Below are 25,759 nucleotides of genomic sequence, written 5' to 3' on the forward strand. Positions count from 1 at the left end.
CATTTAATCTCTATCAATCCACCAGATACAGGTCGCCGAAGGCGTCAATATCCTTGGAGGTCCCTATGCCACTATTGTATTCGACCCAGCCTTTACGCCCTTCTCCGTCATTGTCATTGACCAGGATTGAGAATTTCAGCTTCAGGCCCTCTTTCACCAATGTGGTCTCATGGCTTAACTCTTCCCACGGAATCGCCAGCTCGTAGGTGGTTTTTAAGCCCTCCCGTTGGATGGCGTATTTAAGGTCTACAGCATCGCCCACTGGGAAGCCGCTTGGCGCGATCCAGCGCCACTTGTACAATGTCCCGTTGTCACCCCTTGCGGCACCTAGTTCATGATATTCTGACGGAACTGTGCCATCTGAGTTGGCTATGCCTATCCCGATCTGGATGCTGTCCCCGCTCCAGATGGCATCCCCCGATGCCGGCTGAACATGCTTGTCGTCAGTGACCTCTACCCCAAGATACAGGTTGTGATCATCCCAGGAGAGCTGGCCGGTGGCGCTAAGATCCTGCTCTCCTTTCCAGTCGTTGACCCTGACATCCTTCACAGCAAATCTAGCAGAATTATTCCACTCCGACAGATCGCCCTCGATCTTCAACGGCTTGCTGAGCTTTGGGATTAGAAGAGCATTGAAGGTATCCAACGCTGTCTGCAGCAGTGTACCCTGATCGTTAGAAGCTTTCAGTGTGCGGTGGCCCCTTGCCAATTCGGGAAGATCAACACGTACCTTCTCGCCTGGTTGCAGTGCCTCCACAGCTGTTGTAAAAGTACCAGGGGTAGATTGTGCTGTCTCATAATCCACTTGCAATAAACCGCTGAATTTGTTCTTGGACCGGTTAACAACGTCCATATGAGTTCTTACCGCTTGCCGTGATTGATCGTAGAAAGTCATATAATGTACCTCCAACGGATCAATGACATTCACATTGACGGTAAAGCCCTGGGCGGTCTCGCGCCCTTGGCCCTGCCACACATCAACGGATAGATTTCCTCGCTTAACGCCCTCTGGAGTCTGGATCTGCAGTGTGTGGTTCTCTTGTCCTATGAGCTCCCATCCATTCGGCAAAGAAACATTAAGCTGCTCCCCGGTAGTTCCTCTGTAAGCTTCGGGAAGTTTGATTTCAAAAATATCACCAGACGCAACGGAGAGACCGGAATTCTCCGGCAACCGGTCAAGGCCTCGGCTGTTCCGAACATTCCATAAAAAATGCGAGGTTGTCTCCACGATCTCGTCGATATACTTCGTGTTCTTGTAGTCGTGGCCTACGCCCTCCATCGTAAGCAGATTATGATAAATTCCCTGCTCCTTCAATTGGTTGCCCAATTCCACACTTAGCTGGTATGGAACCAGCTTGTCTATGGTCCCATGGATAATAAGAAACGGAGGAAGCTTGCTATCCGGAAGCCTTGTCATATCCCCGCCATAAATATCCACAATGGCAAAGACAGACTGTACAAGGGCCGGATCACTGGACAAAGAAAGATTGACAAAATTTATAGAAAGATGGCCTCCAGCAGAATCCCCACCGATCACAATGTGTCCGGCATCCAGTCCGTAAGTCGCTGCATTATCGTTAATCCAATGAATCACGTCCCGTATATCCTCGCAAGCATCGGTAAGCGTGCGGCTGAAGTTAATAAACGGGTCTGTCTTCAAGCGGTAATCCACGGACAGGACCACATATCCCCGTTTAGCCATCGCCGTTGCAAAATCGGCAGCATCTTCCTTGCCTCCTCCTGAATAACCGCCTCCATGGATGAAAACGAAGACCGGTCTCAGCTTGTTGTTGTCGCCAGTGGGCTGGTACAGGTCAAGCTTCAACGCTTCCTCCGCTTCTGTCTCATTCTTCTTCTTGGCATACAAAATATCACGTTTCACCTCAACCTCATAAGCCGGGGTCAAGTACTGCACCGGTTCTTGCTCATAAATCGCCTTAACGTTGGACTGTGCTCCACTGTTATTGACAGGAGCGACGGCTACCACCTCCTTCTCTTGATTATCAGAAACTTTGTTATCCTCGCGGTTATACAAAAATAGCCAGGCACCCAGAACAATAAGCAGAATCGGAATCACATAAAAAAGCCTTTGCTTCACTGTGATAACCTCCTAGAATGTTTTTATTTGCATACTCTTCACCCGAATCCAATGCCTTAGGATATATAATTATAACGGTCTGTTTACATTCTAGGTTTCTGGAAAGCATTTAACAATTATGTATTCCTTCGAAAATAGAGTGTATTATTACGTATTTCTATCATTATTTGTGAATTCAGAGACATGCCATTATTAGGACATAATAAAAAATCGCCTATAACCATAAATATGGTGATAGACGATTTTAATTTCCCATATGATCTGACAGCTATCCGTTATCTGTATTGAACGCAGCCCCCAGCGTTACAATCTCCGCTGGGCCAACGCTGACCTTCGCGCTTCCTGCTGAAGCAGGCAGCGGCTCGCTCCGCTCCTCCAGCACCGTGCTCCGGTAGAGCATAGTGGCAGGTCTAGTCACTGTCACACTCAATTCAGTCTCTTCCTCTGTCATATTGTACCACCTTAGCACAAGATCATCACTATGCTCACTGACCTTCACAGCTGTGAGCGCTAGCCCTTCACCTGCCCACTCGGCAAAGGTATGCTCCACAGGCAGCGTTCCGCTCTGCATAGGAGCCTGCACAACCGTTATGGGTGACTGGTTCTGGTAGGCCAACGCAAAAGATTCTTCTCTGGCACTGCCAGCTCCATGTGGAATCACCGCATATTTGAAGCTATGGTTACCAAGGCATTGAGCTTCTGGTGTAGGGAATACCCCCCAATCACCCAATTCCCCGACTGCACGAAGCAGGGTAACGGCAATGGTTCCCTGACCATCACGCAGTACCTCGTACTCGTTCAGGCCTAGGTTTCTAATGGTCAAGCCGACGTCAGGGCTGCTTACATTAACAAAGGCCTGCTGATGCTGGCAATGGCTAGGATTGATCCATTCCGCAGCAGGTACGGTATCACGCAACGCCACCTCGAACACAGAATCCACCCGGTGTACCGGAGATTCTATGCCTGTGGGGAACAGCACCCGCAGGCGGTGATCCTGAACCTGATTGTCTATAAGCGTCTCCACATGAAGCTGCGGATCGCCTTGAATCAATGTGAGGGTGGTCGTGATCCGAAACGGAACGCTTTGCGGGCTTCGGGCCGCTGTCCGCTCCAGAAACGGAACGAACGCCTCCCGCTCCGAAACCAGCCGCTCGTCCGCCCCTTCAGGCAAGGACCAATCATGTATGATTTCCACACTCTTACGGAACGAACCAGATGGAAGCTTCACAATACTGGCCCGCAGCCCTTCTGTGGTCAGCGGCTGATCGCCTTCCGGAGCCTTGAAAATATACTCGTTCCCAATATCCCCGATATTCTCATATACGCCCAGACCCGGGAAGACACCGCCGCTTATCTTATCTGTTACAGTATAGGAGCCATTCTCCTGCACGGAAACATGCAAAAAATCGTTCTCCAGAATGTACTCCTGTTGCTGCTGTTCCTGCTGCTCCCTCTCAATGTTACCGGCATTCAACAGGTCAAGCTTCTCTGAAGATGCTGTGTGGCTAACCCCCGATACCGGGACAAAAGCATAGGTCCGGTATCCCAGTACAGGCACCCGTTCAGCTAACAACGTTACGCTCACCATTCTCGCCATATAGGGCTGGCGGAAACGATCCTCCGGCAGATCGTAGCCGAACCGTACACCCAAATCCGTGATCTCTGCGGGTATAATCTTCCCAGAAGCATCTTGAACCTGGCCAGTTACAGCTTTCGCGGTAAGCTCGTGAATAATATCAGCCCTCTTCCGACCCTTCATGTAGATACGCTCTGTCTCAAGCTCTACAGTGATGGCTGATGTTCTGACCCAGCCAGAGGTGTTCAGCGCAACGAATGACACCGCGCCTTCAAGCTGTCCAAAGGCACTTGCAGTGTCAATACTGCTAGTGATGACATCCGCACTCTCTGCTATGATCTCTTCCGCGATGGCATCTGCCTTCGCGAAGCGGGTCATCATCTCGCGGTGCACCTCATCCACACTGCATCCGCAAATGCTGTCATGGGGATGATTCTGCATCAGTGTCTTCCATGCAAAGCGCAACAGATGATGCGGGTACGGCTTTCCAAGCAGTGCGGCGAAGGCAGCGAGCGGCTCTGCCGTACGCTCCAGTAATGCCTGCGAGTGCTGGTTGGCCTGCTTGATATATACACGTGCAGAAGCCGTATTTACTAGCGTCCACCAGCCGTCTGTCCGCTGGCTGCGCAGCTCTCCACGCACCGTGGATAGACTCTGCGGCAAGGAGGCCTGGACTTGACGCACATATTGGCCGAAATCGGAGTGCACAAATTGAACATCCGGGAACAGACTCCGCGCCGTATCCAGAGCGGCACTCAGGTCACTCTGTACCGGTTGATGATCGCATCCATTCATAAACAGCAGATGAGGTGTGGAAGCATAGGCTCCTGCATCCTGCAGACGCTTGTTCCAGTATTGCTGTGCTTCAGCAGCATCGACCGGAATCTCCATCCCATTGTTATACCAGTTGGCGAATAGGATGCCCAGCACTTGCGAACCGTCAGGCGATTCCCAGTTTAGCTCAGAATACGCCGACTCATAATCACCCTTCAATTCATTATTGAAGCCAACAGGCTTCACCCCCCGGCCAAAGACCGCTACGTCTATACCTGCTTGCCGTAGGAGCTGGGGAGCTTGCCCCATGTTGCCAAAGGAATCCGGGAAATAGCCGATTTTGGACACCGCTCCATATTCCGCAGCATCTCTATGCCCGATTTGCAGGTTGCGGATATTGGCTTCCCCGCTGGTCAGAAATTCATCTTGCAGGATGTACCAGGGACCGATAACCAGCCTTCCCTCTTGTACCAGCCGCTTCAGAATATCCTTATTCTCCGGCCGAACCTGCAGGTAATCCTCCAATACAATCGTTTGGCCGTCCAGATGAAAGCTGTGAAACTGCGGATCACGATCCAGTAAGTCAATCAGAGTATCCATCAGTTGGATTAACCGCACGTGATGCTTCTCGTAAGGCAGATACCATTCCCTATCCCAATGGGAATGAGCGATAATATGGGCAACTTTTTTTGTAGTCATCTGATCAGTTCCTTCCGAACATTATTATTCTTTGATTGAGCCTAGCATAACGCCTTTGACAAAATACCGCTGGAGGAATGGATAGAGCAGCAAGATCGGTACTGTCGCAACAATGATCGTTGCATATTTGATCGTCTCCTGAATCAGACCTTTGTCGACATCCGCCACGGTACTCATCATGGAGTCTGTGCTGTTCGTAATCAGAATTCCCTGCAGAACGAGCTGCAGCGGGTATAAATCCTTGTCGCGCAGGTAAATCAGCGCATCCATATAGGCATTCCAATGCCCTACACCGTAGAAGAGAGTCATTACAGCCATAATTGGCAATGAGACCGGGATAAAGATCTGGAACAGAATACGAAAATCATTGGCCCCGTCTATCCGCGCTGATTCTTCCAGCGCTGCGGGGATACCTGCAAAGGAGGTACGCATGACCAGCAGGTTCCAGGTGCTGATCGCAGACGGCAGAATCATCGCCCACCGCGTATCGAGCAGCCCCAGATGCTTCATATTGAGATAGGTAGGAATCAGACCCCCGGAGAAGAACATCGTGAATACGATGGCAAACATAATGGGTCCGACGAATCGAACACCCTTACGAGACAGCGCATAGGCAGCGAAGCTGGTCAGCGTCAGATTCAGCGTCGTACCGACGACAACGTAAATCATAGTATTGAAATAACCGATAGAAATCATTGGATTCTCGAATACCAGCTTATAAGATTCAAGACTGAAGCCGGTCGGCATCAACAGCAGCCCCTGATGCTGAATCAGATCGGAAGGGTTACTGAAGGAAGCAAACAGCACATACAGAAACGGATACAGGGTAACAGCCATCAGCACCACCATAAATACGTTGATGCAGATATCAAATAGCCGTTCTCCCCAGGAAATATGAGACTTCAAGGATCATTCACCCCCTGGAATGGACTACCACAGACTTGTTTCATTGATCTTCCGGCTGATCTTGTTGGCCGAGACGAGCAACAGGAAGTTAATCACATTGTTGAACAGGCCGATTGCTGCCGAAAAACCATAATCCATCTGAAGCAATCCTCGCCGGTATACGAAGGTGGAGATCACGTCCGCCGTTTCATAGGTTGTTGAGTTGTACAACAAAAGAATCTTTTCCAGACTGCCCCCAGCCATCAGTGTACCGAATCGCAAGATCAGCATAATGATGATCGTCGGCATAATCCCCGGGAGGGTGACATGCAGAATTTGCTTGAATCGTCCTGCACCATCAGTCTTGGCAGCTTCGTAAAGACTGGGGTCAATACCCGCAATCGCCGCCAGATAAATAATCGAGCCCCAGCCTACTCCTTGCCAGATTCCGGAAGAAACATAAATGGTCCGGAACCATTCAGGTACAATAAGGAAAGAAACCGAAGGAATACCGAAAAAGCCAGTCAACTGATTGATCAGACCGTTCCCGGAGAGAAAGTCGACCAGCATTCCCGAGACTACGACTATTGAGATAAAGTGCGGGAGATACGTAATGGACTGCACCACATTTTTAAATACACGGCTTCGAATTTCATTAAGCAGCAGGGCCAGAATGATAGGAGCCGGAAAGCCGAAAACCAATTCATACAAGCTAATCAACAGTGTATTGCGAATCAAGCGCCAGAAGTAATAACTGTCATAAAATGATATGAAATGCTTGAACCCGACCCATTCGCTGCCCAAAATTCCTTTGACAGGTGAGAAATCTTTAAAAGCAATCTGCAAACCGTACATCGGAAAATAAAGGAATACCAGATAGTAGATCACAACGGGAAGCAGCATCAAATAGATATATTTATGTCGGGACCAGTCTCGCAGCAGCTTCAACACATAGACCTCCTTCATGTACAGAGTAAAAACAGCGGGTCCCAGGCCGGCGCAGGTCAGCGCGACGAACCATTAGGAACCCGCTCAAATCAGCGTTACCGTTTCAAATATCGTTCGTAAGCTGCCTGCTGAATATCAATAGCCTCTTGAATCCCCATGCCTTCAATGGTTTTTACGAAGGTATCGAAATTGTCGATTGGCTCCACACCCATAACGAATCTGTCGAACATCTCGTCACGATAAGTAGTCACATCCGTCATAATCGCTGCCAATCTTGCCGATTCATCATTGGTTAACGACAGCGTTGGAAGCCAGTCACCATTCTCTACATCCATCCAGGTACTGAGCGCTTCCTTCTGTTGAGGCAGCGAAACGTTCTGCTCCTGATAACGTTTATCCTGTACAAACGGACCTCCGAACGGAATCGCATATTGGCCGAGCGCAGTAGCGAAAGCCATGCCATCCGGATTTTTCATAATTTCATCGGTATAGGTAGGAAAGCCGTCCTTCATCTCGTAGCTCTTGCCCTCAATACCAAAGTTGAACAGCATACTTCCCTCTTCACCATATTTGAAATCCAACCATTTTACTGTCTCCTCGATATGCTTGTTGCTGCTGGTAATGGCCGCTCCCACACTGTTGAAAATTGGCGTAATTTGTCCCAGAACCGGCTTGTCGCCCTTCTTGAGCGTTGGATAAGGTGCACCTACCAGGTTAAAGTCGGGATCTTTCTCGGACATCGCTGTCATATATTTTCCGATCCCGCCGCCTACCGCCAGTTCAGATGCAGCTAACAGCCCGCCAGTCCATTTGGCGTCCTTCTGCTTGTCGTCCGTCGCTGCATAATCGCGGTCAATTAGGCCTTCTGCGTACCAGTTGCGCATCGTGTTCAGGAACTCTTTATATTCCGGCTGAATTGGACCGTATGCTGCTTTTCCGTCCTTCAAATAGAATTGGCTGGTAATTCCCCAGGCATTGAGGAACACATTACTGAAATTCAGCATCGTATCCTTTTTAATCAGGAGTGGAATTTCATCGGCTTTGCCGTTTCCGTTGGGATCGCCTTCCTTAAGCGCTTTCAATACAGTGTGCCATTCGTCAATAGTTGTTGGTACCTGAAGGCCTAGCTTATCAAGCCAATCCTTACGGATGCCAAGGCCAAAGTACGTACGCAAGTATGGATCCGCCCGCAGGAAAGGAAACGCATAAATCCGCCCATCGTCCGTGGAAACCTCTTTCTTGATCTCCGGGTGGTCTGAGAGCAGTTTGGTCAAGTTCGGAGCATATTTATCAATGTAATCATTAAGCGGAACAATAACACCGCTGTTCATGGCACCTACACCACCGCCCGGGTAATCATTCCAGCCCCATTCGATAACATCCGGATAAGAGCCTGAGCTCATCAGCAGATTGAACTGGTTCTTCTCCTGACCGGTAGTAGGACTCTGGAATTCAATATGAATTCCTGTCTTTTTCTCTGTCTCTTGATAAGCAGCAATATCATTTTGAGTCTTGATTCCTGGCGCCGCACTGCCCAAACCCTGTACATAATAAGTTAATGTAAGCGGGCTGGATACGATCTTACCATCCTTAGGCTCTTCCACATTCCCCGTTCCCGCCGGTGGCGAATTCGCAGGTTCTTCTGCTTGGTTCCCCCCTGAACAGGCCGATAATGAAACGGTTAGTGCCGTCATGGCCGCCAGCATGGTGATCAGGCTTTTTTTTCCATAACTCATGAATATATTCCCCCCTCTGGTTACTGTATGGTGTGCGTCCACTCGCAACTCCGACATCATCATACCCATGTTACACTGTCGCTGAATATGGCCTGGATGTTACATTGCCATTCCAATTGAAAGATCGGAGACTGCACATATCTAAGATCGATGTTCCGTTTGTGTGTTCGTACGATATTGACCAGGGGTGATCCCCTCATGTTTTTTGAAAAAACGAATAAAACCAATGTCGTTGGAGTAGCCTACCGCACGGGCCACATATGCTACGGTACGATCCGTATCCGTCAACAGCCGTTTTGCCTCCTTAAGTCGGGTCTCTGCTATAAACTCAAGAATCGTGTGGCCGGTAACCTTTTTGAAAAAAGAGGATAGATATGGCTGTGTAATTCCCAATTCATCCGCAATCAGGTTTACACTCAACATGTTCTCGCTGTAACGTTCCCTTACGATCTGTTTGATCGTCTCCAGCATCCGGCTGCCCTGATCACTACGTCCTTCCCGCCAGAGACGGCAGACGGTCTGAAACTCTCCTTTCAGCTGCTGGAATGTACGGTGGGCATCCGCGTTGCCATCGGACTGATTCTGTAAAAGCCGCATAGCAAGCTCCGCATCCGCATTCGGTGTATTCTGGACAATCCGGAACAACGTCGAAGACAAATGTAGCAGGAAATACGAGCCAACCAGCGGACTGCTGCCGTCAGTGCTGTAATGATCCGAATACAAAGCATTCAGAAGCTGTTCTGTTTTCTCTTCCTCACCTGATTTCACATAATTGGTCAACTGCTGTTCGATATCCAACGGATAATAATAAACCGGCGGCCGCTCCCGTAATTGGTCAACTGCGTGATCCTTGGCCTGCTGCTTGGCGTCCTCATCGAGCCGCTTGAGAGCATCGCGGAAGGCTTCGCCGATTGTTTTTATTTCCCGCGCAATGAAGCTCGCACCAATAGACACCTTTAGCCGGAATCGCTTACACAGCATGTGTTCCAGTTGCTCTGTGATCGCTGACAGTTCTGCCGTGCATGCCGCCTCATCGGCTTCACTGAAATTAATCAGGAGAGCAATTCTGCCCTGATCCAGCTCAGTGGTGTAGGCGATATGTCGCTCGCCCACCAGATCGGTGGCAATATTCGAAATAACGAAGTTGATAAAGAGCCATTCTTTAGGATCATTTTCAGTAGAAAAAGTATTCATATCCTCCACGTCGATCAACAAGATCGCAAAAGTATCGGAAATAAAACGAATATCCATGAATTCCAAGGCTTCCGGCTGCAGCTCATGAGGATCTGCGTAGCCCTTGATCAGCCGATTCAGGAAATGAAGACGAATAATGGGTGTCTGCTGCGACAACCGGCCCCGGAGTTCCGTTTCCGTTATTCGGGCCGACTGGATCGATGTATGTATGAATTGATATTCCAGAGGTCCCTCCTTGCGCGGCAGCGCAGGACTGTTGCCCGTTACAACCGATACTAAATCACGGAGTGGGCGTACGTTACGATAGGATAGATAGAACGATACAGCCGCTCCTGAAAGCGCAGCCAAAATCAGCAGCAATAAGGCCCAGCTTCGTACCTCGTTCACTTCCTTCAGAAAGACTACACGGGGAACCTCCAACACAAATTTCCACCCGAAGACGCTTGAAGTCACATAGGAGACTATCATCTCTTTCCCCTCACGCCGGGTCTCCAGCTTACCCTGCTCTCCTTGCATGTCTCCATATGTAAAAGATAACGGTACCTTACTGGCGGCCGTTGTGCTGACCATCCGGTTACTGCTGTCCACAATGTAGATACTACCTTGTCCGGCATCCGCCAAGCCCTGGAACATTTTGCGTAGTTCATCTTCATTAATCATGATAAACAGCGTGGCTAATCCCTTGGAACGGTTGCCGAGCGGAAGGGTCTGCATATATGCTAGAATGTCGCTTGACTCCCCGATACTGCTCCTTGCATGCAGTGATGGCTCGAAGGTACGGAAATGGTATCCGCTTTCAAATTTCTGCACCCATTCATCAGCGCTCAACCCGTCAAAGCGAACGGCCTGCTCAAACAAAATCTCCGGTGTAGTCTTCACGCCCGGCCCCAGCATGGTTCCAGTTTTGGGCAGATATATGTAGTAATCATTAATGAATGGTGTCAATTGCTTGTAGCGCTTCAAATCCTCGGCTAATGCAATCATCTCGTACTGCTCTTTATCAGACAGGGGCGTTCTACTGCTCATTAGCTGCAGCAGTTTGGGATGATTGGCGATCTGCTGTTCCAACTGCTCGATCATTTGCAGCTGCCCATCAGCAAGCTCCCGGAGCTGTCCCAGCATAGCGGAATTACTACGCTCCACGGATTTCACCACCACTTCCCTGGCGCTCCAGTAAAGTATGCTGCCAAGAACAAGCAGCAGCAGAAGTATTGAGATATAGGACCAGAACAATGCCGGCCAAGCGCCTTTGAACCTAAACCATTTCCAGCTTCTCATACCTTTCTTCTCCATCGGCTCTCCTCCGCTTCCGCTCTATTGTTGTGCCCCTAACACCTAGAGGACCTCTATAATCCCGCTTTAGTATACCATCATTACAAGTGGGCAGGACCTAACCATTCGTTCACTGGAGTATCCATTTGTATGATTTGTAAGGAGATACCACTGGAATCCAAGCATAAAAAAACCATCCTCCAATAAGTTACGGAGAATAGTTCTGGATCTGATCCTGCAGAAGGCTTCTTCTTCGGGTGATACGACACCTCATTCCATCATATTTATTGATGCTGGGGATACAACGTTGACGAACTACTCCATTTTCTATTCTATTAAAAACACCTGATACTGCCTGCGGTACTCCCCTGGCGTGAGTGAAGTTTGGCGCTTGAACAAGCGTGTAAAATAGTTATTGTCCTGCAGGCCACACAACTCACCGATCCGTTTCAATGAAAGCTCGGAATGCGCCAGCAGCCGCTTGGCCTTCTCGATCTGAAGATGGTGCCTGTATTGTAGCGGGCTCATCCCCGTATACTGCTTCAGGCAGCGAGCCAGATAATCGAAATGATAGAGCAGATCACGCTCCATTTGCACGGAATCGAACGGCTGCTCTAAATGCTGGTTCAAATAAGCCGCCACCTTCTCGCTGAGAAAATAGGAACGGGCCTGCGGACTGCTGCGTCGCATCCCGTTCTGCAGTTGCAGGAGAAATTGGCCGAGCAGGATATTCAACTCAAAGGAACGCTGTAGGGTCAACACATGGTGCAGCTCAAGCATCTCGGTCAACAGAGGCTGGAGTGAGCGCAGATCCACAGCAGCGAATTTCGGAATCTCAATGACTCCCGGTGGAGCTTCCGTATCCTGATCACTCCGCTGGAGCAGCGGCTGCTGCCAATGTGTCTTCTCCTTCAAGATGGGTTCCACAGACACAGGGTACTGAAAATGAATCCAGTACACCTCGGTCTCCAGCTCGGTCGGCCGTGAGCCGCGATGGGTTTTGCCAGGCTCCAGAACCAGCATCATGCCTTCGGCTACCTCATAACCAATACCATCTTCCTCCATGTGCAGCATCCCTTTGGCGCATATAATGAGATCGAATACCTCGAACTGGCGCTGAGCATGCTGCACACCGGGCTTCCATAACGTGTGACCGATTGCCGCCAGCAATGGAAAGGGCGGGACAGGTAGTTCAAGCACAAGCATGTAACGTCCTCCTGATTTAAAGACACCGAAATTGTACTATACAAAGTCGGAATTGTCGGCTGTATGTCATCCCATAATCCATTAGAGTGGTAGATATAATATGATTCTATCATTTAATGACCAGGGGGACGCAAGCATGAAATTTCGTCAGGTGCATCTCGATTTCCATACATCCGAAGCCATTGAAGGCATTGGCCGGGACTTTTCCAAGCAGCAATTTCAGGAAATGCTCAAGACTGGGCATGTCGATTCCATCACCATCTTCTCAAAATGTCATCATGGCTGGGCCTATCATCCGACAACCGCCAATGAAACACATCCACATCTGGATTTTGACCTTCTAGGCGCCCAGATTGAAGCTGCGCATGAAATCGGCGTGAAGACGCCAGTCTATCTCTCCGCCGGATTGGATGAGCGGCTCGCCCGTAAACATCCACAGTGGCTGATTCGCAATCAGCAGGAGGTCATTAGCTGGACGGGTGACTTCATGACACCGGGATATCATCAATTCTGTATGAACACCCCTTATCTTGACGTTCTGGCCCAGCAGGTGGAAGAAGTCGTGAAAAACTACGATGCAGACGGCATCTTCCTGGATATCGTCGGCGTCCGGGAATGCTACTGTCAATATTGTGTGGCTGACATCCGTGAGCGGGGCTCAGACCCGCGTAATCTGGAAGATATGCGGAAGATGTGGGAAGAGACCTATGCCCGTTATGCCAAAAGAATGAATGATACCGTTCACACGGTGAAGCCTGGGCTTCCGGTATTTCATAACAGCAGCCACGTTGACCGCGGGCGGCGTGACCTTGCCCATGTCAACACCCACCTGGAGCTGGAGTCGCTGCCGACAGGGGGCTGGGGCTATGACCACTTCCCGCTCTCCGCACGTTATGCACAGACGCTGGGCATGGATTTCCTCGGCATGACCGGTAAGTTCCATACCTCCTGGGGCGAGTTCGGCGGGTACAAACATCCGAACGCGCTGCGGTATGAAGCCGCGTTGAGCCTTGCCAACGGAGCGCGTTGCTCCATCGGGGATCAGCTGCATCCCGGCGGCAAGATGGATCTCGCCACCTACACGCTGATCGGCGAAGCTTACCGCGAGGTAGAAGCCAAGGAAGAATGGTGCCAGGATACCACGGGCATCGCTGATATTGCCCTATTGTCACTTGAAGCTGCATCATGGGCTGCTGGCAATGGTCCGATCCCTCAGCACAACAAGCATGACACAGGAGCCGTGCGGATTTTGCTGGAGGGCAACTATCTCTTCGATGTGGTGGATTTGGAGGCAGATCTGGCATCATACAAGGTGCTAATTCTACCGGACGAGATTCAGATTACAGCGCAACTTAAGACTAAACTAGATGACTTTATTGCTGGCGGCGGCAAAATCCTGGCTACCGGACGTTCCGGTCTGTCCGTGGACGGAAGCGGATTTGCACTGGATTTGGGCGTTACTTGGCAGGGGGTATCAGCGTTTCGGCCATCATATCTGCGGCCGTCTTTCGAGCTTCCTTCGCTGCGCACAGCCTCCTTTGTCATTTATACCGAAGGTCAAGACGCTGTACTCTCACCGGGCGGTACTCTGCTCGGCAGCAAGGAAAATTCATACTTCAACCGCGACTTGTTCACCTTCTGTTCGCACCAGCATACTCCTTCCGATCTACAAGAAGCCGGAGCGGGCATCGCAGAGGGACTGGACGGTATCTATGTAGCTTGGCATGTGTTTGAAGATTATGCGGTAAAAGGTAGCCTGCCCGTGAAGGAAATCATCTGCTACGCGCTGGATCGCCTGCTAGGAAACCATAAATCGCTGACTACCAATCTGCCTGCGCAAGGTGTTACCACTTTGCAGGCGCAGCCGGCCTTCAAGCGTTGGGTTAATCATCTGTTATACGCTTCTCCGGTCCGCAGAGGGGAAGGTGTAGAAATTATCGAGGATCTGCTGCCTCTCATGAATACAGAAGTCACCCTTTCGGCGACAGAACAAGTTAAAGATGTATATCTGGCGCCTCAAAACGAGAGTCTTCCATTCAACCAAGTTGACGGCAACTTGAGCTACACTGTGCCGCTGTGGGCCTGTCATCAAATGGTTGTGATTCAATTCTAGTGCGGATGTCCAGCCAATAGTCCATTGTTATACAGAGCATCCCCGCTACCAGCCATGGTCGCGGGGATGCTTTTTAGCTAGACTTAATTTAGTAACGTAGGGATGGTTATTCTCTTAAATGATTCACAGACACCGAAGTAAGTTCAACAACTGCAACTTTAGCTTATCTAGAAAACTTAGATATATACTTTCACCGATTTTTTAAGTGGAATAGACTTTGTAAATACCTTCAATTCGTTTGGTTAACTCGCTTCTTACATGTTCAGGCTCGATACATTCGCATTTGTCCCCAAAGCTAAGTAAATGAGTATATCCATGGTCATTTGCAATGAAGGGGAACTTTGCTATCCACTTAGCACCTTCATAGAAACGAATGTTCTTCTCTCCACAGTACTCGCTCATATAAGGAATAAGTGATTGGTCAAAAAGCAGAGTTAAATGTATGATTTCTTTCTCCGTTATATCTAAAACCTCGTCTTCGATTTGTCTTTTCCTAAATGTATCCTGGTGAGTAACAAGAGAAGAAATGCGGGAAACTTTAAACATTCGGAACCCCCCTTTCTCTGTACAAAATCCTTGCATATACCACACTGAATTCTTCAATACTAGTCTGCAAGGCTCAATGGTGAGTTCCAAAGGAGTCATACCTTCAAAAGGATCTAGATATTCAAATGTAATTAAGCGGTCCTGTTCAATTGCGGTTCTAATTTGCCCCAATTCAGGTGGTTTGACATGAGTACTTCCGAACCAAGGTGAAGGATCAATTGCTATTAGTTTATCTACCAGTTGATTTTCATCTTCCGAGATCAAAGATTTCACTTTAGCAATGGCATTCAAGACTTCATCGCTAGAAACAGTTGAATGGATACTGTTTAATCCAAGTATTAAAACTAATATCTCCGCTTGCGTAAAGATCTTCTTCTCAAATTTGTAACGCTCCATAATACTGAAGCCCCCATTCACACCAAGGGAAGAGGTGATTGGAATTCCGGCTTTGGTAATGGTTTCGATATCTCGAAAGATAGTACGGGGAGTGACCTCAAACATGTTCGCTAATTCAGAGGATTGGCGCTTTAGTTGCTGCACTTGCAGGGAACTTTCAAGTTCTTTTATTAGGGCGAGTATTACAAGCTTTTGGAACAGGCATCATTATTCCTTTAATGTATAACATCGTACTTATTATTTTTCCCATACACAAAAGAGGAATGGCCATGGGATTAGTAACTATGGTTTATACAGCAGCTCCCGCAGTTGGACCCACTGTGTCTGGCTTGATTCTTTCTAATTACACTTGGCATTGGATCTTTTGGATTTCATTCACGCTTATGATGGCTGCACTCATTGTCGGATGGATCTCTATGCAAAATGTATCACAACCCCAAAAAATAAATTTCGATGTTGTATCGTTGGTTTTGTCAACCATTGGATTTGGAGGAGTTGTATTTGGATTTAGTCAAGCTGGTGAAGGGACATCTGGTTGGCTAAGTATTGAAATATATTTGCCCATTATCATCGGGGGGTTAGGCCTCTATTGGTTTATTAAGCGCCAACTTTCAATGGCAGAACCATTAATGGACTTGAGAGTATTTTTCAAACCGATGTTTATTATTGGAAACGTGTTAATTTTCATTTGTATGATCGTCAATCTCTCAGTGACATTGCTCTTGCCAATGTTTCTAATTAGAGTTTTGCATATGGGTGCATTTTCAGCAGCAATTACTTTGCTACCAGGTGGGATTATATATGCACTAATTTCACCGATAAACGGCCGCTTGTTTGATCGTTTTGGACCGAAATGGCTTGTTAGGACCGGGACGATTTTAATGGCAGCAGGCATGTTTTCTTTTATATTTCTAGATCCAGACTCGTCCAAAATGTATATTATACTGATGCACATCATTGTCATGTTGGGCTTATTATTCGTATGGATGCCCGCTCAAACGAATGGAATGACGGCATTGCCACCTCATATGCACAAAGATGGCAATGCCGTCATGAATACCATTCCACAGATTGCAGGTGCCATCGGAATTGCACTTGCTGTTAGCATTATGACGGTGAGTTCGCGTAAGTATTCTGGTGATTTGCTCCCATCTAACCATGAGGAATTTTCAACAGGCGCATTAGTTATGGGAATTCAAAGCTCATTCATATTTTTGTTTATTGTTGCAATAGTGGGTGTTATAGCTTCACTGTTTTTGCGCAGAATACATGGAGATAGTGATCTATCAACGTAATTCAAAAAACAGTTAATTAGAAAGTAATGATTAACAAAAGAAATGGAGAAAATGTATCTATGAAATCAATCGCTGTATTCTGTGGTTCCAAAGAAGGAAGATCTGCAATTTATAAAGAAGCTGCAATAGAACTGGGTCATGAACTAGCCAGACGCGAAATCACCCTGATTTACGGAGGCGCTATTACTGGGCTCATGGGAGAAGTTGCTGATGCAGTGTTGGATAAAGGGGGCCTTGTAATTGGAGTGCTTCCTCATTTTTTACAGACTCGTGAGATTGCGCATAAAGGTTTGACTGAACTTATTATGGTCGATTCTATGCATGAACGTAAAGCCAAAATGGCTGAATTAGCAGATGGATTTATTTCACTCCCAGGCGGGCCAGGGACATTGGAAGAATATTTTGAGATATTTACTTGGGGCCAGCTTGGCCTGCATCAAAAGCCTTGTGGTTTATTGAATGTAAATCAATACTTCGATCCCATTGTATCCATGTTTAATGTTATGGACCGGGAACGTTTCATGCAACCGAACGTTCGTGATATGGTCTTAATAGATCAAACTCCGGAAGGGATACTTAATCAATTTTCAATGTATACTGCTCCTCCTGTCAGAACGTATCTCACGGAAAAACGCACTTGATTAAATGAAGCTCTCCAAACCACAGAATAGCGTTCACTAAAGTACGAACAACTCTCTATTACGTTCTAACGGGAAACGATAGCTTAAATAGCAGATTGCTAATGCAATCTGCTTTCTTTATTGAAGTAACGGGCAAAGTAGTTCCACGTTCGTTAATGTCTGGATAGCCCGTTAAGTGAACGGATCATGCCCCAATCTACTCCTGGATCAGCATCATACCCAGCGCCCATATCTTCTCTATGTTCTGCTCATCCGCAGCGTAAGCGGGATAGCTCTCCGATCCAAAGATATTCCTCAATTGTGCGAGGCCTGTCTCCGTTGTTGCCGGATGCATAATCTCTCTCCTGTGGTTAATGAACCGTCCAGTGACAGTCTTGAATTCGTCAGAGGTGCAGATGTGAAAATAATGATCAGCCATACCGGATGGCAGTGGGTTGGTCAGATTTTGGACCCGTGCCAGCACTCGCCACAGGGGACTCATTTTGTTAATCGTCGCTGTAGACAACTTTACACGATTAATCTGCAAGGCATTCACGTTAATCCCTCGGCTCTTGTACTCTTCGGCCAGCTTGAAGTTCAACAGCAATAAGGCCATCTTGGAATCCCCATACCGCTTATACATACTGAACGGCCGGGTGCTACGGTATTCACCGCGCAAATTATCGAACTCAATCGTCCGTTTGGGATCAAAGAAATGCTTGATATTCGTCGTACAGGCATGCAGAATCCTCGCGTCTGGCGATTGTTCAAGAAGGCCGTGCAGCAAATGACTCATTAGCAAAGGACCAAATGTGTTGGTCGCAAAGGTCAGCTCGATATGCTCGGGGCTGAGCTTATACTCTTTTTCACCATGATTCAAGTAAGCAGCGTTATGGACGAGGATATCCAAACGGGGGTACTTGGCTATAAAAGCTGTACAGAATGCACGGATGGATGCAAAAGAAGACAAATCAACCTCCATAAGATCGACACTCTCGTTACTGGAAAGCCGTATAATCTCCTCCTGGACGCCCCTGCTCTGCTGCAAACTTCGACAAGCCATCACCACATGATAGCCCTCACTGGCAAACTTCAGCGTCGCCGCCCTGCCTATGCCCGAATTTGCCCCAGTAATGATCACCATTCGCTGTTCCATACCCGGCCTCCCTAACATCTTAGTTTGCCTTGGACCTCTAATCTTGAATTACTCAATTCTTTCTATCAAGCCTGTAATGATTATAGCTTTCGTTATCGATCTCAATAATCCCTTGCAATTGAAATCCGGATTTTTGGATGACTTTATTAGACGGCAAGTTAATTAAAAGTGCAATAGCATTCAGCACTTCAACCTTCGTATGTGCGAATAAATACTTGACCATCCCTTGCACGGCTTGTGTTGCGTATCCTTTACCCCTATGATCCCTGGATATTGCGTACATAATTTCTCGGCTTGAGGCCGGCAATTCATCCTTTATCCCTGAAGCGCACCATCCGATTAACTCTCCCGTCTCTTTCAAAACAATACCCAGTCGAAGGCGGAGTTCACCAACATCCCCACCTTCTGCTACAGCCTTCAGAAACTGCCCGTTCTCTGGAATTTCGTAGTGTATGAGCCATTCTTCCCGCTGCTCTTTCGCTACGTTCCAGCCTGGCAAAAATTCATGTATTTCAGGTTGCCAGGTAAGCGAATGAAATGCATCCAGATCAGTAACTATGTATTCTCTTAAAATGATGTCCTGACAGTCAATGCTAAATGTATGACCTTCTTCATGATTATGAGTATAGGTGTCCATGAGATAGCTCCTTCGGGAAAATGTCCTTTTATCCATCATAATCATTTATTAGATTCTATGACTTGGCGAAAATAATTATAGCTAAACTGTACCGTTCATGAAGAAAACCTGAGTGATGCGGGGCGCCTCGTTTTCATCTCACCCATTTCTAGAATTTTTATTAGCCTAAAATCAATCCAATAACTGGTTCTTTATAATCTCAACAAATTTTGTCGATGCTGGCGATAAGGATACACTTTTCAAAAAAGAGATGCCAATACTTCGCTTCGGTATTTCCTCAGTTAATGAAACCTGATGCAATACTCCAGTATTCAAATATTTCTGGGAGAATTCCTTCGTCACACAAGCTACGCCTAAATTGATCTTGGCAAATTCCAGTAACAAATGATGTGAACCCAGTTCAAATTCGGGAGAAATTTTAATTCCTTTAGACAGCATATAGTCTTCCACATATTTTCTGGAGTTGGACTTGGATTCAAGGAAGATTAACGGCAATTTGACGACCTGCTCCAGGGTGACCGTTCCTGCTAACTGGCTCTTAAATTTCTCCCCATATACAAAAATATCATGAATATCAGTGCAGGGGACTAATTCTAGTGCCGGATCTTCCAGCGGAAAATTACAAATACCAATATCCACACTGCCTGATTTAATTAGCGCACAAATCTCAAGGGTAGTGCCGTTCACCATCTTGAACTTGATATTGGGGTAACGATTATGAAACTCTTCTAAGTACGGAAGTAAAAAATACTTGGAAATCGTATCGCCTACACCTATCTTCAACTCGCCAGTCGTTAAATTTTTCAATTCGAGCAGCTTTTCTTCCCCGACGTGGATTAAATTCATGGCCGAATTGGCATAGTCAAATAAGAGGCGGCCTTCATCCGTTAAAAATACACCCTTTGATGTTCTGGTGAATAGCCTGGTATCGAGTTCCCTTTCTAATTGCATAATCCCCTGGCTGACAGCCGGCTGTGTCATATAAAGCTCTTGAGCCGCTTTGGAAAAGCTTGTGTTCCTAGCCACTGTACAAAACACTTTATATAAATCTAACTTACTCACTCCTATAAGCACCTCTTATATCACGTATTCAATATATTAATTTCATTTATACCACTTGCTGAGTGTATATTACAAATAGGAATCCAAATTATGCAAGGAGCGATTATATTGGAAAGAGTCGTCGGAACAGTTGTAAGAGGCCTTCGCTGCCCCATCATTAATCATGGAGACAGCATCGAAGACATCGTAGTAGATAGCGTTCTAAAAGCTTCCGAAGTGGAAGGCTTCAGCATTCAGGATAAAGACATCGTTACAGTTACGGAATCCATCGTTGCACGTGCGCAAGGCAACTATGCTACCATTGATCATATTGCACAAGATGTAAACTCCAAATTTGGAGATGATACGATCGGTGTTATTTTCCCAATTTTAAGCCGGAACCGCTTTGCTATCTGTCTTCGCGGTATTGCTAAAGGCGCTAAAAAAATTGTGCTCATGCTCAGTTATCCGTCGGATGAAGTAGGCAACCACTTAGTGGATCTGGACGAGCTTGATGAAAAAGGGGTTAATCCTTGGACCGATGTACTGACAGAGCAACAATTCCGCGAGCTGTTTGGATATAAAAAGCATACCTTTACCGGCATCGATTATATCGATTACTATAAATCATTAATTGAAGAATATGGCGTGGAATGTGAAGTCATTTTCTCCAATAATCCCAAGACTATCCTGCAATATACTAAACATGTACTGACTTGTGATATCCATACAAGATTCAGAACGAAGAGAATTTTGAAGGCCAATGGCGGAGAAAAAGTATATAGCCTCGATGACATACTGGCTACATCGGTGGATGGCAGCGGATGTAATGAAAGCTACGGTCTGCTTGGTTCTAATAAGTCGACAGAAAATAGCATAAAGTTGTTCCCGCGCAATTGCCAACCAATCGTGGATAACATTCAGCGCAGACTCAAAGAAAAAACGGGCAAGCTCGTCGAAGTGATGATCTACGGGGATGGAGCATTTAAAGATCCTGTCGGTAAAATATGGGAACTGGCTGATCCGGTTGTATCGCCTGCTTATACAGCAGGACTAGATGGCACACCAAACGAGGTGAAATTGAAATACCTTGCTGATAACAACTTCGCTGATTTGAAAGGTGCGGCATTGCAGCAGGCCATCTCTCAATACATTAACAATAAAGAGACCGATCTGGTAGGCGCCATGGAAGCACAAGGTACGACACCTAGAAGATTGACCGATCTGATCGGCTCTTTATCTGACCTGACTTCCGGAAGTGGCGATAAGGGTACGCCAATTATCTTTATTCAAGGATATTTTGATAACTATACGAATTAACGTTTTTTGGGAGCCTGCTCCCAATATATAAGACTACTCGCAAAAAAAGCTGGGCACCTGCAGAGGTACCCAGCTTTACTTTATTTATGGGATATGCCACAGTGATTTCACTGAAAGACATCGCTTGAAGGTTTGTTATATGCCAAGGGTAAATGCTGTTAACTTACTGTCAGCTGCTCGTTATTTGCTTGTACAAGCGCTGCAACTTCCTGCGCAGTTGCACAGTTCAGCGCCTCTTCCGCCAATTGCTGAGCCGATTGGAAAGACAGCTTCGTCAGTTGGCTTTTGGCTGGGAGAATCGAGCTTGCGCTCATACTAAACTCATCCAATCCCAGACCGAGCAATAACGGGATTGCGATGGCATCCCCTGCCATCTCCCCACACATACCAACCCATTTGCCTTCTGCATGCGCTGCGTCAATCACCATTTTGATTAGCCGCAGTATGGAAGGATTATATGGCTGATACAAGTAGGACACCCCTTCATTCATGCGATCGACGGCAAGCGTATACTGAATCAGATCATTGGTGCCGATACTGAAGAAATCAACCTCCATGGCGAACAAATTCGCCAGAACAGCTGTTGAAGGAATTTCCACCATAATGCCTAGTTCAATATCCTCCGCAACCGGAATACCTTCACGCACCAGCGCGTCCTTCTCTTCCAATAAAATATCTTTCGCTTGTCTGAACTCATCCAGCGTAGCGATCATTGGGAACATAATCCGCAATTTGCCACTCACACTGGCACGAAGAAGTGCCCGAAGCTGTGTTCGGAATATATCCTGTCTGTCCAGACATAGGCGGATGGCCCGCAAGCCTAGAAACGGGTTCATTTCCTTGGGAAGCTGAAGATAAGGCAGCTCCTTGTCTCCGCCGATATCCAGCGTCCGAACGACAACGGGCTTATCCTCCATTTTTTCAAGGATTGTTTTGTACACATGGTATTGCTCGTTTTCCGAAGGCATAGTGTCTCTGCCCATATACAAAAACTCTGTCCGGAACAATCCTACCGCTTCTCCGCCGTTCGCTAGAACTCCCTCTACATCAGATAGAGAACCAATATTCGCTGCCAGCTCTACCCCATGACCATCAGCCGTTACGCTTGGCTCATGCAGCAGCCGTTTCCATTCCAGCTTCTGCGCTTCGTATGCAGCCTGCTTATCACGATACAAAGCAACCGTTTCCTGATCAGGATTGACAAACACGCTTCCCGTTAATCCATCCAAAATCAACAGGTCACCATCCTGCACCTGGTCAATAATATGCTTGGTTCCGACAACAGCAGGGATTTCCATAGATCTCGCCATAATGGCAGAGTGCGAAGTTCTCCCTCCGATATTCGTCGTAAAGCCTTTTACATAATTCCTGTTCAGCTGTGCGGTGTCAGACGGGGTTAAGTCTTCTGCAACAAGAATGACATCTTCATGAATAGAACTGAGATCTGTCGACTTGGCATACAATAAATGGTTCAATACACGCTTGGTCACATCTCGCATATCTGCTGCCCGCTCTTGCAGATAAGTGCTCTTCATATCTTCAAACATTTTAATGAACATATTAGAAGTTTCTTGCAGTGCAAACTCGGCATTGCAGTGGCCGCTGCGAATCTGCGCTTCTACCGGCTCGATCAGTTCAGGATCACTCATGATATGCAGATGTGCTTCAAAAATTTTAGCTTTTTCCTCGCCTAGCTTCTGAAGTGTCCGCTCTTTCAGCGCTTTCAGTTCGTCCCTAGAGACGGCCAGTGCCTGATGAAAACGAGCGACTTCCGCTTCCGGATCTGGAACAGCCCGCAGTTCAATTGTTAGCTTAAGCTCTTTAATAACAAAGGCTTTAGCAATTGCTATTCCTGCGGCGGCAGCTATCCCGGATATGTTATTCATGAACTGTGCCCAGCCCTTCCTGCTCAAATACCGCTTCAATAGCAGAGATCACAGCTGGCGCATCTTCTCCTGTAGCCTGAAAGGAAATATATTCTCCTGGCCCGACACCTAGTGAAAGCACGCCAAGGATCGATTTAAGCGACACATTACGACCATTAGAAGCAACAGTTACCTCTGATTGAAATTTCTGTGCTACGTTTACAAGAGCAGTAGCGGGGCGCGCATGAATTCCTTCCTTACTTGTAATAATAAATGTCTTGTTCATCCGGCTTCACTCCATCTTTATAAATTCAATAATGCCTTAGCCTGTGCAACTACATGTTCCACTGTAAATCCAAACTCTTTCATTAACCGGTCTCCCGGTGCAGATGCACCGAAAGTCGAAATCCCAAGAATAGCACCTTCTGTTCCCGTAAACTGTTCCCAGCCAAACGGAAGTGCCATTTCGATCGCAAGTCGTGCGTGAACTTCCGGATGCAATATAGCATCGCGATAAGCCTGATCTTGCTGCTTGAACAGCTCCCAACTCGGCAAACTAATGACGCGTGCCAAAATGCCTTCTTCAGCAAGCACTGCCTGCGCCTGAACGGCAAGTTGTACCTCTGAGCCTGTGGCAATCAGCTGCACATGCGGCTTCCCAGTCGATACATCCGATACGATATACCCGCCCCGATTCACACCTTCAGAGACTTGTGCTTGACTCTGCTTCAGAATCGGCAAATTTTGTCTTGTCAAAATCAGTGCGGTCGGTCCTTCTTGCTTCCGAACCGCAAGCGCCCAGGCTGCAGATGTTTCATTGCCATCGGCAGGCCGAATCACCGTCAGACCAGGAATAATACGTAAAGAAGCCACTTGCTCAATCGGTTCATGCGTTGGTCCATCTTCACCCACAGCGATACTATCATGTGTGAACACATAGGTAACCGGAAGCTTCATCAGTGCCGCCAGTCGAATGGCCGGACGTAAATAGTCAGCGAATACGAGGAACGTTCCCCCAAATACTTTTAACCCGCCATGCAAAGCTATACCGTTCATCACAGCAGCCATGGCAAATTCACGGACACCAAAGTAAATATTCCGGCCCTCATAGCTGGAAGGAGTGAACATGGCTTGACCCTTCAGGTGCGTCATCGTCGAGCTCTCCAAATCAGCAGACCCGCCTAGTAGGAAAGGGATAGCCTGTGCCAAGCCATTTAACGCATGACCTGACGCTACTCGTGTAGATACAGCAGCATCCCCTTGTTCATACACCGGCAGTAGTTGCTCCCAGCCCTCAGGCAACCCTCCCGATATCGCCGTTTCAAGCTGGTCAGCCAGCTTTGGATAAGCCTCTTTATAAGCCATAAGCAGCTGCTCCCATGCCTGGTATGCTTCGACGCCACGCTGCTTCACTTGTGCAAAGTGTTCACGGACTTTATCCGGTACATAGAACGGCTCTTCAAACTCCCATTCATAGAAACCCTTCGTTAACTTGGTTTCCTCCTGACCAAGTGGAGAACCATGCGGCCCTCTATGTCCGCCTTTCCCCTGCTTATTCGGGCTGCCGTATCCAATTACCGTCTTGACTTCGATTAAAGTTGGGTGCTCGCTGTCCTGTTGTGCCTCTTCTATGGCAGCAGTTATTCCGTTCAAATCATTCCCGTCTTCTACGAGCATGGTTTGCCAGCCATAAGCTTGGAACCTGTCCCGAACCTTCTCTGAGAAGGAAAGCCCCAACTCGCCGTCAAGCGAAATATCATTGGAATCATACAGCACGATCAGCTTACCGAGCTTCAAATGGCCTGCAAGCGATGCTGCCTCAGAGGCCACACCCTCCATCAGATCACCATCGCCGCAAATCGCATATGTGAAATGATCGATAATCGGGAATTTTTCTTTATTATACGTCGCCGCCATATGCGCCTCGGCTGCAGCCATGCCGACAGCCATGCCAATCCCTTGCCCGAGGGGGCCTGTCGTTGCATCAACCCCAGGTGTGTGCCCATACTCCGGATGTCCCGGAGTTTTGCTGCCCCATTGCCGGAACTGCTTAATCTCGCTAAGCGGAAGATCATAACCGCATAGATGCAGGAGGCTGTACAACAGCATTGATCCATGTCCTGCTGATAGTACGAAGCGGTCACGATTCAACCAGTCCGGCTGACCCGGATGATGCTTCATAGTGTTGGCGAATAGCTGATAACCCATAGGTGCTGTCCCCATCGGCATACCCGGGTGCCCTGAATTAGCCTTCTCTATCGCATCGATCGCTATCGTGCGGATTGTTGCAATCGAAAGCTCATCTATTGACTTATGTTGACTCATGCAATTCAACCGTCCTCTTCTCAAAATATCCTTGTCTTCATGACAATCGTAGCGTCA

Annotated in this window: 18 protein-coding genes and 1 pseudogene; 4 read left to right on the top strand and 15 right to left on the bottom strand. The window is 47.6% G+C overall.

Annotation, left to right across the window (positions count from 1 at the left end; genetic code table 11):
- Nucleotides 1-13: 13 nt before the first annotated feature.
- The 7 genes from ACFVU8_RS20340 to ACFVU8_RS20370 form a co-directional block, all read right to left on the bottom strand.
- Nucleotides 14-2,098, bottom strand: coding sequence for an alpha/beta hydrolase fold domain-containing protein (locus ACFVU8_RS20340; protein WP_387429738.1), 2,085 nt, complete (start codon nt 2,096-2,098; stop codon nt 14-16).
- Between the two features lie 268 nt (nt 2,099-2,366).
- Nucleotides 2,367-5,147 (bottom strand): alpha-mannosidase, encoded by a 2,781-nt coding sequence (locus tag ACFVU8_RS20345; protein WP_387429741.1) that lies wholly within the window; start codon nt 5,145-5,147, stop codon nt 2,367-2,369.
- 24 nt (nt 5,148-5,171) lie between these two features.
- A complete protein-coding gene (locus ACFVU8_RS20350; protein WP_379465514.1) occupies nt 5,172-5,996 on the bottom strand; it encodes a carbohydrate ABC transporter permease in 825 nt (274 codons plus the stop codon).
- A gap of 81 nt (nt 5,997-6,077) precedes the next feature.
- Nucleotides 6,078-6,998: an ABC transporter permease gene (locus tag ACFVU8_RS20355; protein WP_379464798.1), complete on the bottom strand. Its 921-nt coding sequence runs from the start codon at nt 6,996-6,998 to the stop codon at nt 6,078-6,080.
- A 77-nt stretch (nt 6,999-7,075) separates the two neighbouring features.
- Entirely contained in the window at nt 7,076-8,716 is a 1,641-nt protein-coding gene (locus ACFVU8_RS20360) for an extracellular solute-binding protein (RefSeq protein ID WP_387429742.1), read from the bottom strand.
- 141 nt (nt 8,717-8,857) lie between these two features.
- Entirely contained in the window at nt 8,858-11,203 is a 2,346-nt protein-coding gene (locus tag ACFVU8_RS20365) for a helix-turn-helix domain-containing protein (RefSeq protein WP_387429744.1), read from the bottom strand.
- A gap of 306 nt (nt 11,204-11,509) precedes the next feature.
- The gene (locus tag ACFVU8_RS20370) at nt 11,510-12,388 is read right to left on the bottom strand and encodes an AraC family transcriptional regulator (protein ID WP_387429746.1); all 879 of its coding nucleotides are present in this window, start codon (nt 12,386-12,388) and stop codon (nt 11,510-11,512) included.
- Nucleotides 12,389-12,524: 136 nt separating this feature from the next.
- On the opposite strand from ACFVU8_RS20370, the gene ACFVU8_RS20375 reads away from it, so the two are divergent.
- Nucleotides 12,525-14,501: an alpha-amylase family protein gene (locus ACFVU8_RS20375; protein ID WP_387429748.1), complete on the top strand. Its 1,977-nt coding sequence runs from the start codon at nt 12,525-12,527 to the stop codon at nt 14,499-14,501.
- 201 nt (nt 14,502-14,702) lie between these two features.
- Here the strand turns inward: ACFVU8_RS20375 and ACFVU8_RS20380 are convergent, their stop codons facing one another.
- Together ACFVU8_RS20380 and ACFVU8_RS20385 are read right to left on the bottom strand one after the other, a co-directional pair.
- Nucleotides 14,703-15,443, bottom strand: coding sequence for a helix-turn-helix transcriptional regulator (locus ACFVU8_RS20380; RefSeq protein WP_387430128.1), 741 nt, complete (start codon nt 15,441-15,443; stop codon nt 14,703-14,705).
- Between the two features lie 30 nt (nt 15,444-15,473).
- A pseudogene (locus ACFVU8_RS20385) lies at nt 15,474-15,587 on the bottom strand (HTH domain-containing protein); the annotation flags it as partial.
- On the opposite strand from ACFVU8_RS20385, the gene ACFVU8_RS20390 reads away from it, so the two are divergent.
- Both ACFVU8_RS20390 and ACFVU8_RS20395 read left to right on the top strand, forming a co-directional pair.
- Entirely contained in the window at nt 15,566-16,738 is a 1,173-nt protein-coding gene (locus ACFVU8_RS20390; protein ID WP_387430130.1) for a DHA2 family efflux MFS transporter permease subunit, read from the top strand. The pseudogene ACFVU8_RS20385 and the gene ACFVU8_RS20390 overlap by 22 nt on opposite strands.
- A 59-nt stretch (nt 16,739-16,797) precedes the next feature.
- On the top strand, nt 16,798-17,379 hold the full coding sequence (locus ACFVU8_RS20395; protein WP_379464804.1) for an LOG family protein: 582 nt from the start codon (nt 16,798-16,800) through the stop codon (nt 17,377-17,379).
- Nucleotides 17,380-17,575: 196 nt separating this feature from the next.
- Here ACFVU8_RS20395 and ACFVU8_RS20400 read toward each other — a convergent pair whose 3' ends face one another.
- The 3 genes from ACFVU8_RS20400 to ACFVU8_RS20410 form a co-directional block, all read right to left on the bottom strand.
- Complete coding sequence (locus tag ACFVU8_RS20400; RefSeq protein WP_387429750.1) at nt 17,576-18,514, bottom strand: SDR family NAD(P)-dependent oxidoreductase; 939 nt, start codon at nt 18,512-18,514, stop codon at nt 17,576-17,578.
- Nucleotides 18,515-18,566: 52 nt separating this feature from the next.
- Complete coding sequence (locus ACFVU8_RS20405) at nt 18,567-19,151, bottom strand: GNAT family N-acetyltransferase (RefSeq protein ID WP_387429753.1); 585 nt, start codon at nt 19,149-19,151, stop codon at nt 18,567-18,569.
- 171 nt (nt 19,152-19,322) lie between these two features.
- Nucleotides 19,323-20,213: a LysR family transcriptional regulator gene (locus tag ACFVU8_RS20410; protein WP_175371283.1), complete on the bottom strand. Its 891-nt coding sequence runs from the start codon at nt 20,211-20,213 to the stop codon at nt 19,323-19,325.
- 108 nt (nt 20,214-20,321) lie between these two features.
- Between ACFVU8_RS20410 and ACFVU8_RS20415 the strand changes: the two genes are divergently transcribed.
- On the top strand, nt 20,322-21,512 hold the full coding sequence (locus ACFVU8_RS20415; protein WP_387429754.1) for a coenzyme F420-0:L-glutamate ligase: 1,191 nt from the start codon (nt 20,322-20,324) through the stop codon (nt 21,510-21,512).
- 158 nt (nt 21,513-21,670) lie between these two features.
- Here the strand turns inward: ACFVU8_RS20415 and ptsP are convergent, their stop codons facing one another.
- The 3 genes from ptsP to tkt are packed head-to-tail and all read right to left on the bottom strand — an operon-like array spanning nt 21,671 to nt 25,702.
- A complete protein-coding gene (ptsP, locus tag ACFVU8_RS20420) occupies nt 21,671-23,398 on the bottom strand; it encodes a phosphoenolpyruvate--protein phosphotransferase (RefSeq protein WP_387429756.1) in 1,728 nt (575 codons plus the stop codon).
- On the bottom strand, nt 23,391-23,663 hold the full coding sequence (locus ACFVU8_RS20425; protein WP_387429759.1) for an HPr family phosphocarrier protein: 273 nt from the start codon (nt 23,661-23,663) through the stop codon (nt 23,391-23,393). Before ACFVU8_RS20425 ends, ptsP begins: the two co-directional genes overlap by 8 nt.
- 17 nt (nt 23,664-23,680) lie before the next feature.
- Entirely contained in the window at nt 23,681-25,702 is a 2,022-nt protein-coding gene (tkt, locus tag ACFVU8_RS20430; RefSeq protein ID WP_387429761.1) for a transketolase, read from the bottom strand.
- Nucleotides 25,703-25,759 lie beyond the last annotated feature (57 nt).

Origin of the sequence: Paenibacillus sp. NPDC058177 (assembly GCF_042883835.1) — a bacterium.
GTDB lineage: Bacteria > Bacillota > Bacilli > Paenibacillales > Paenibacillaceae > Paenibacillus_AQ > Paenibacillus_AQ agri.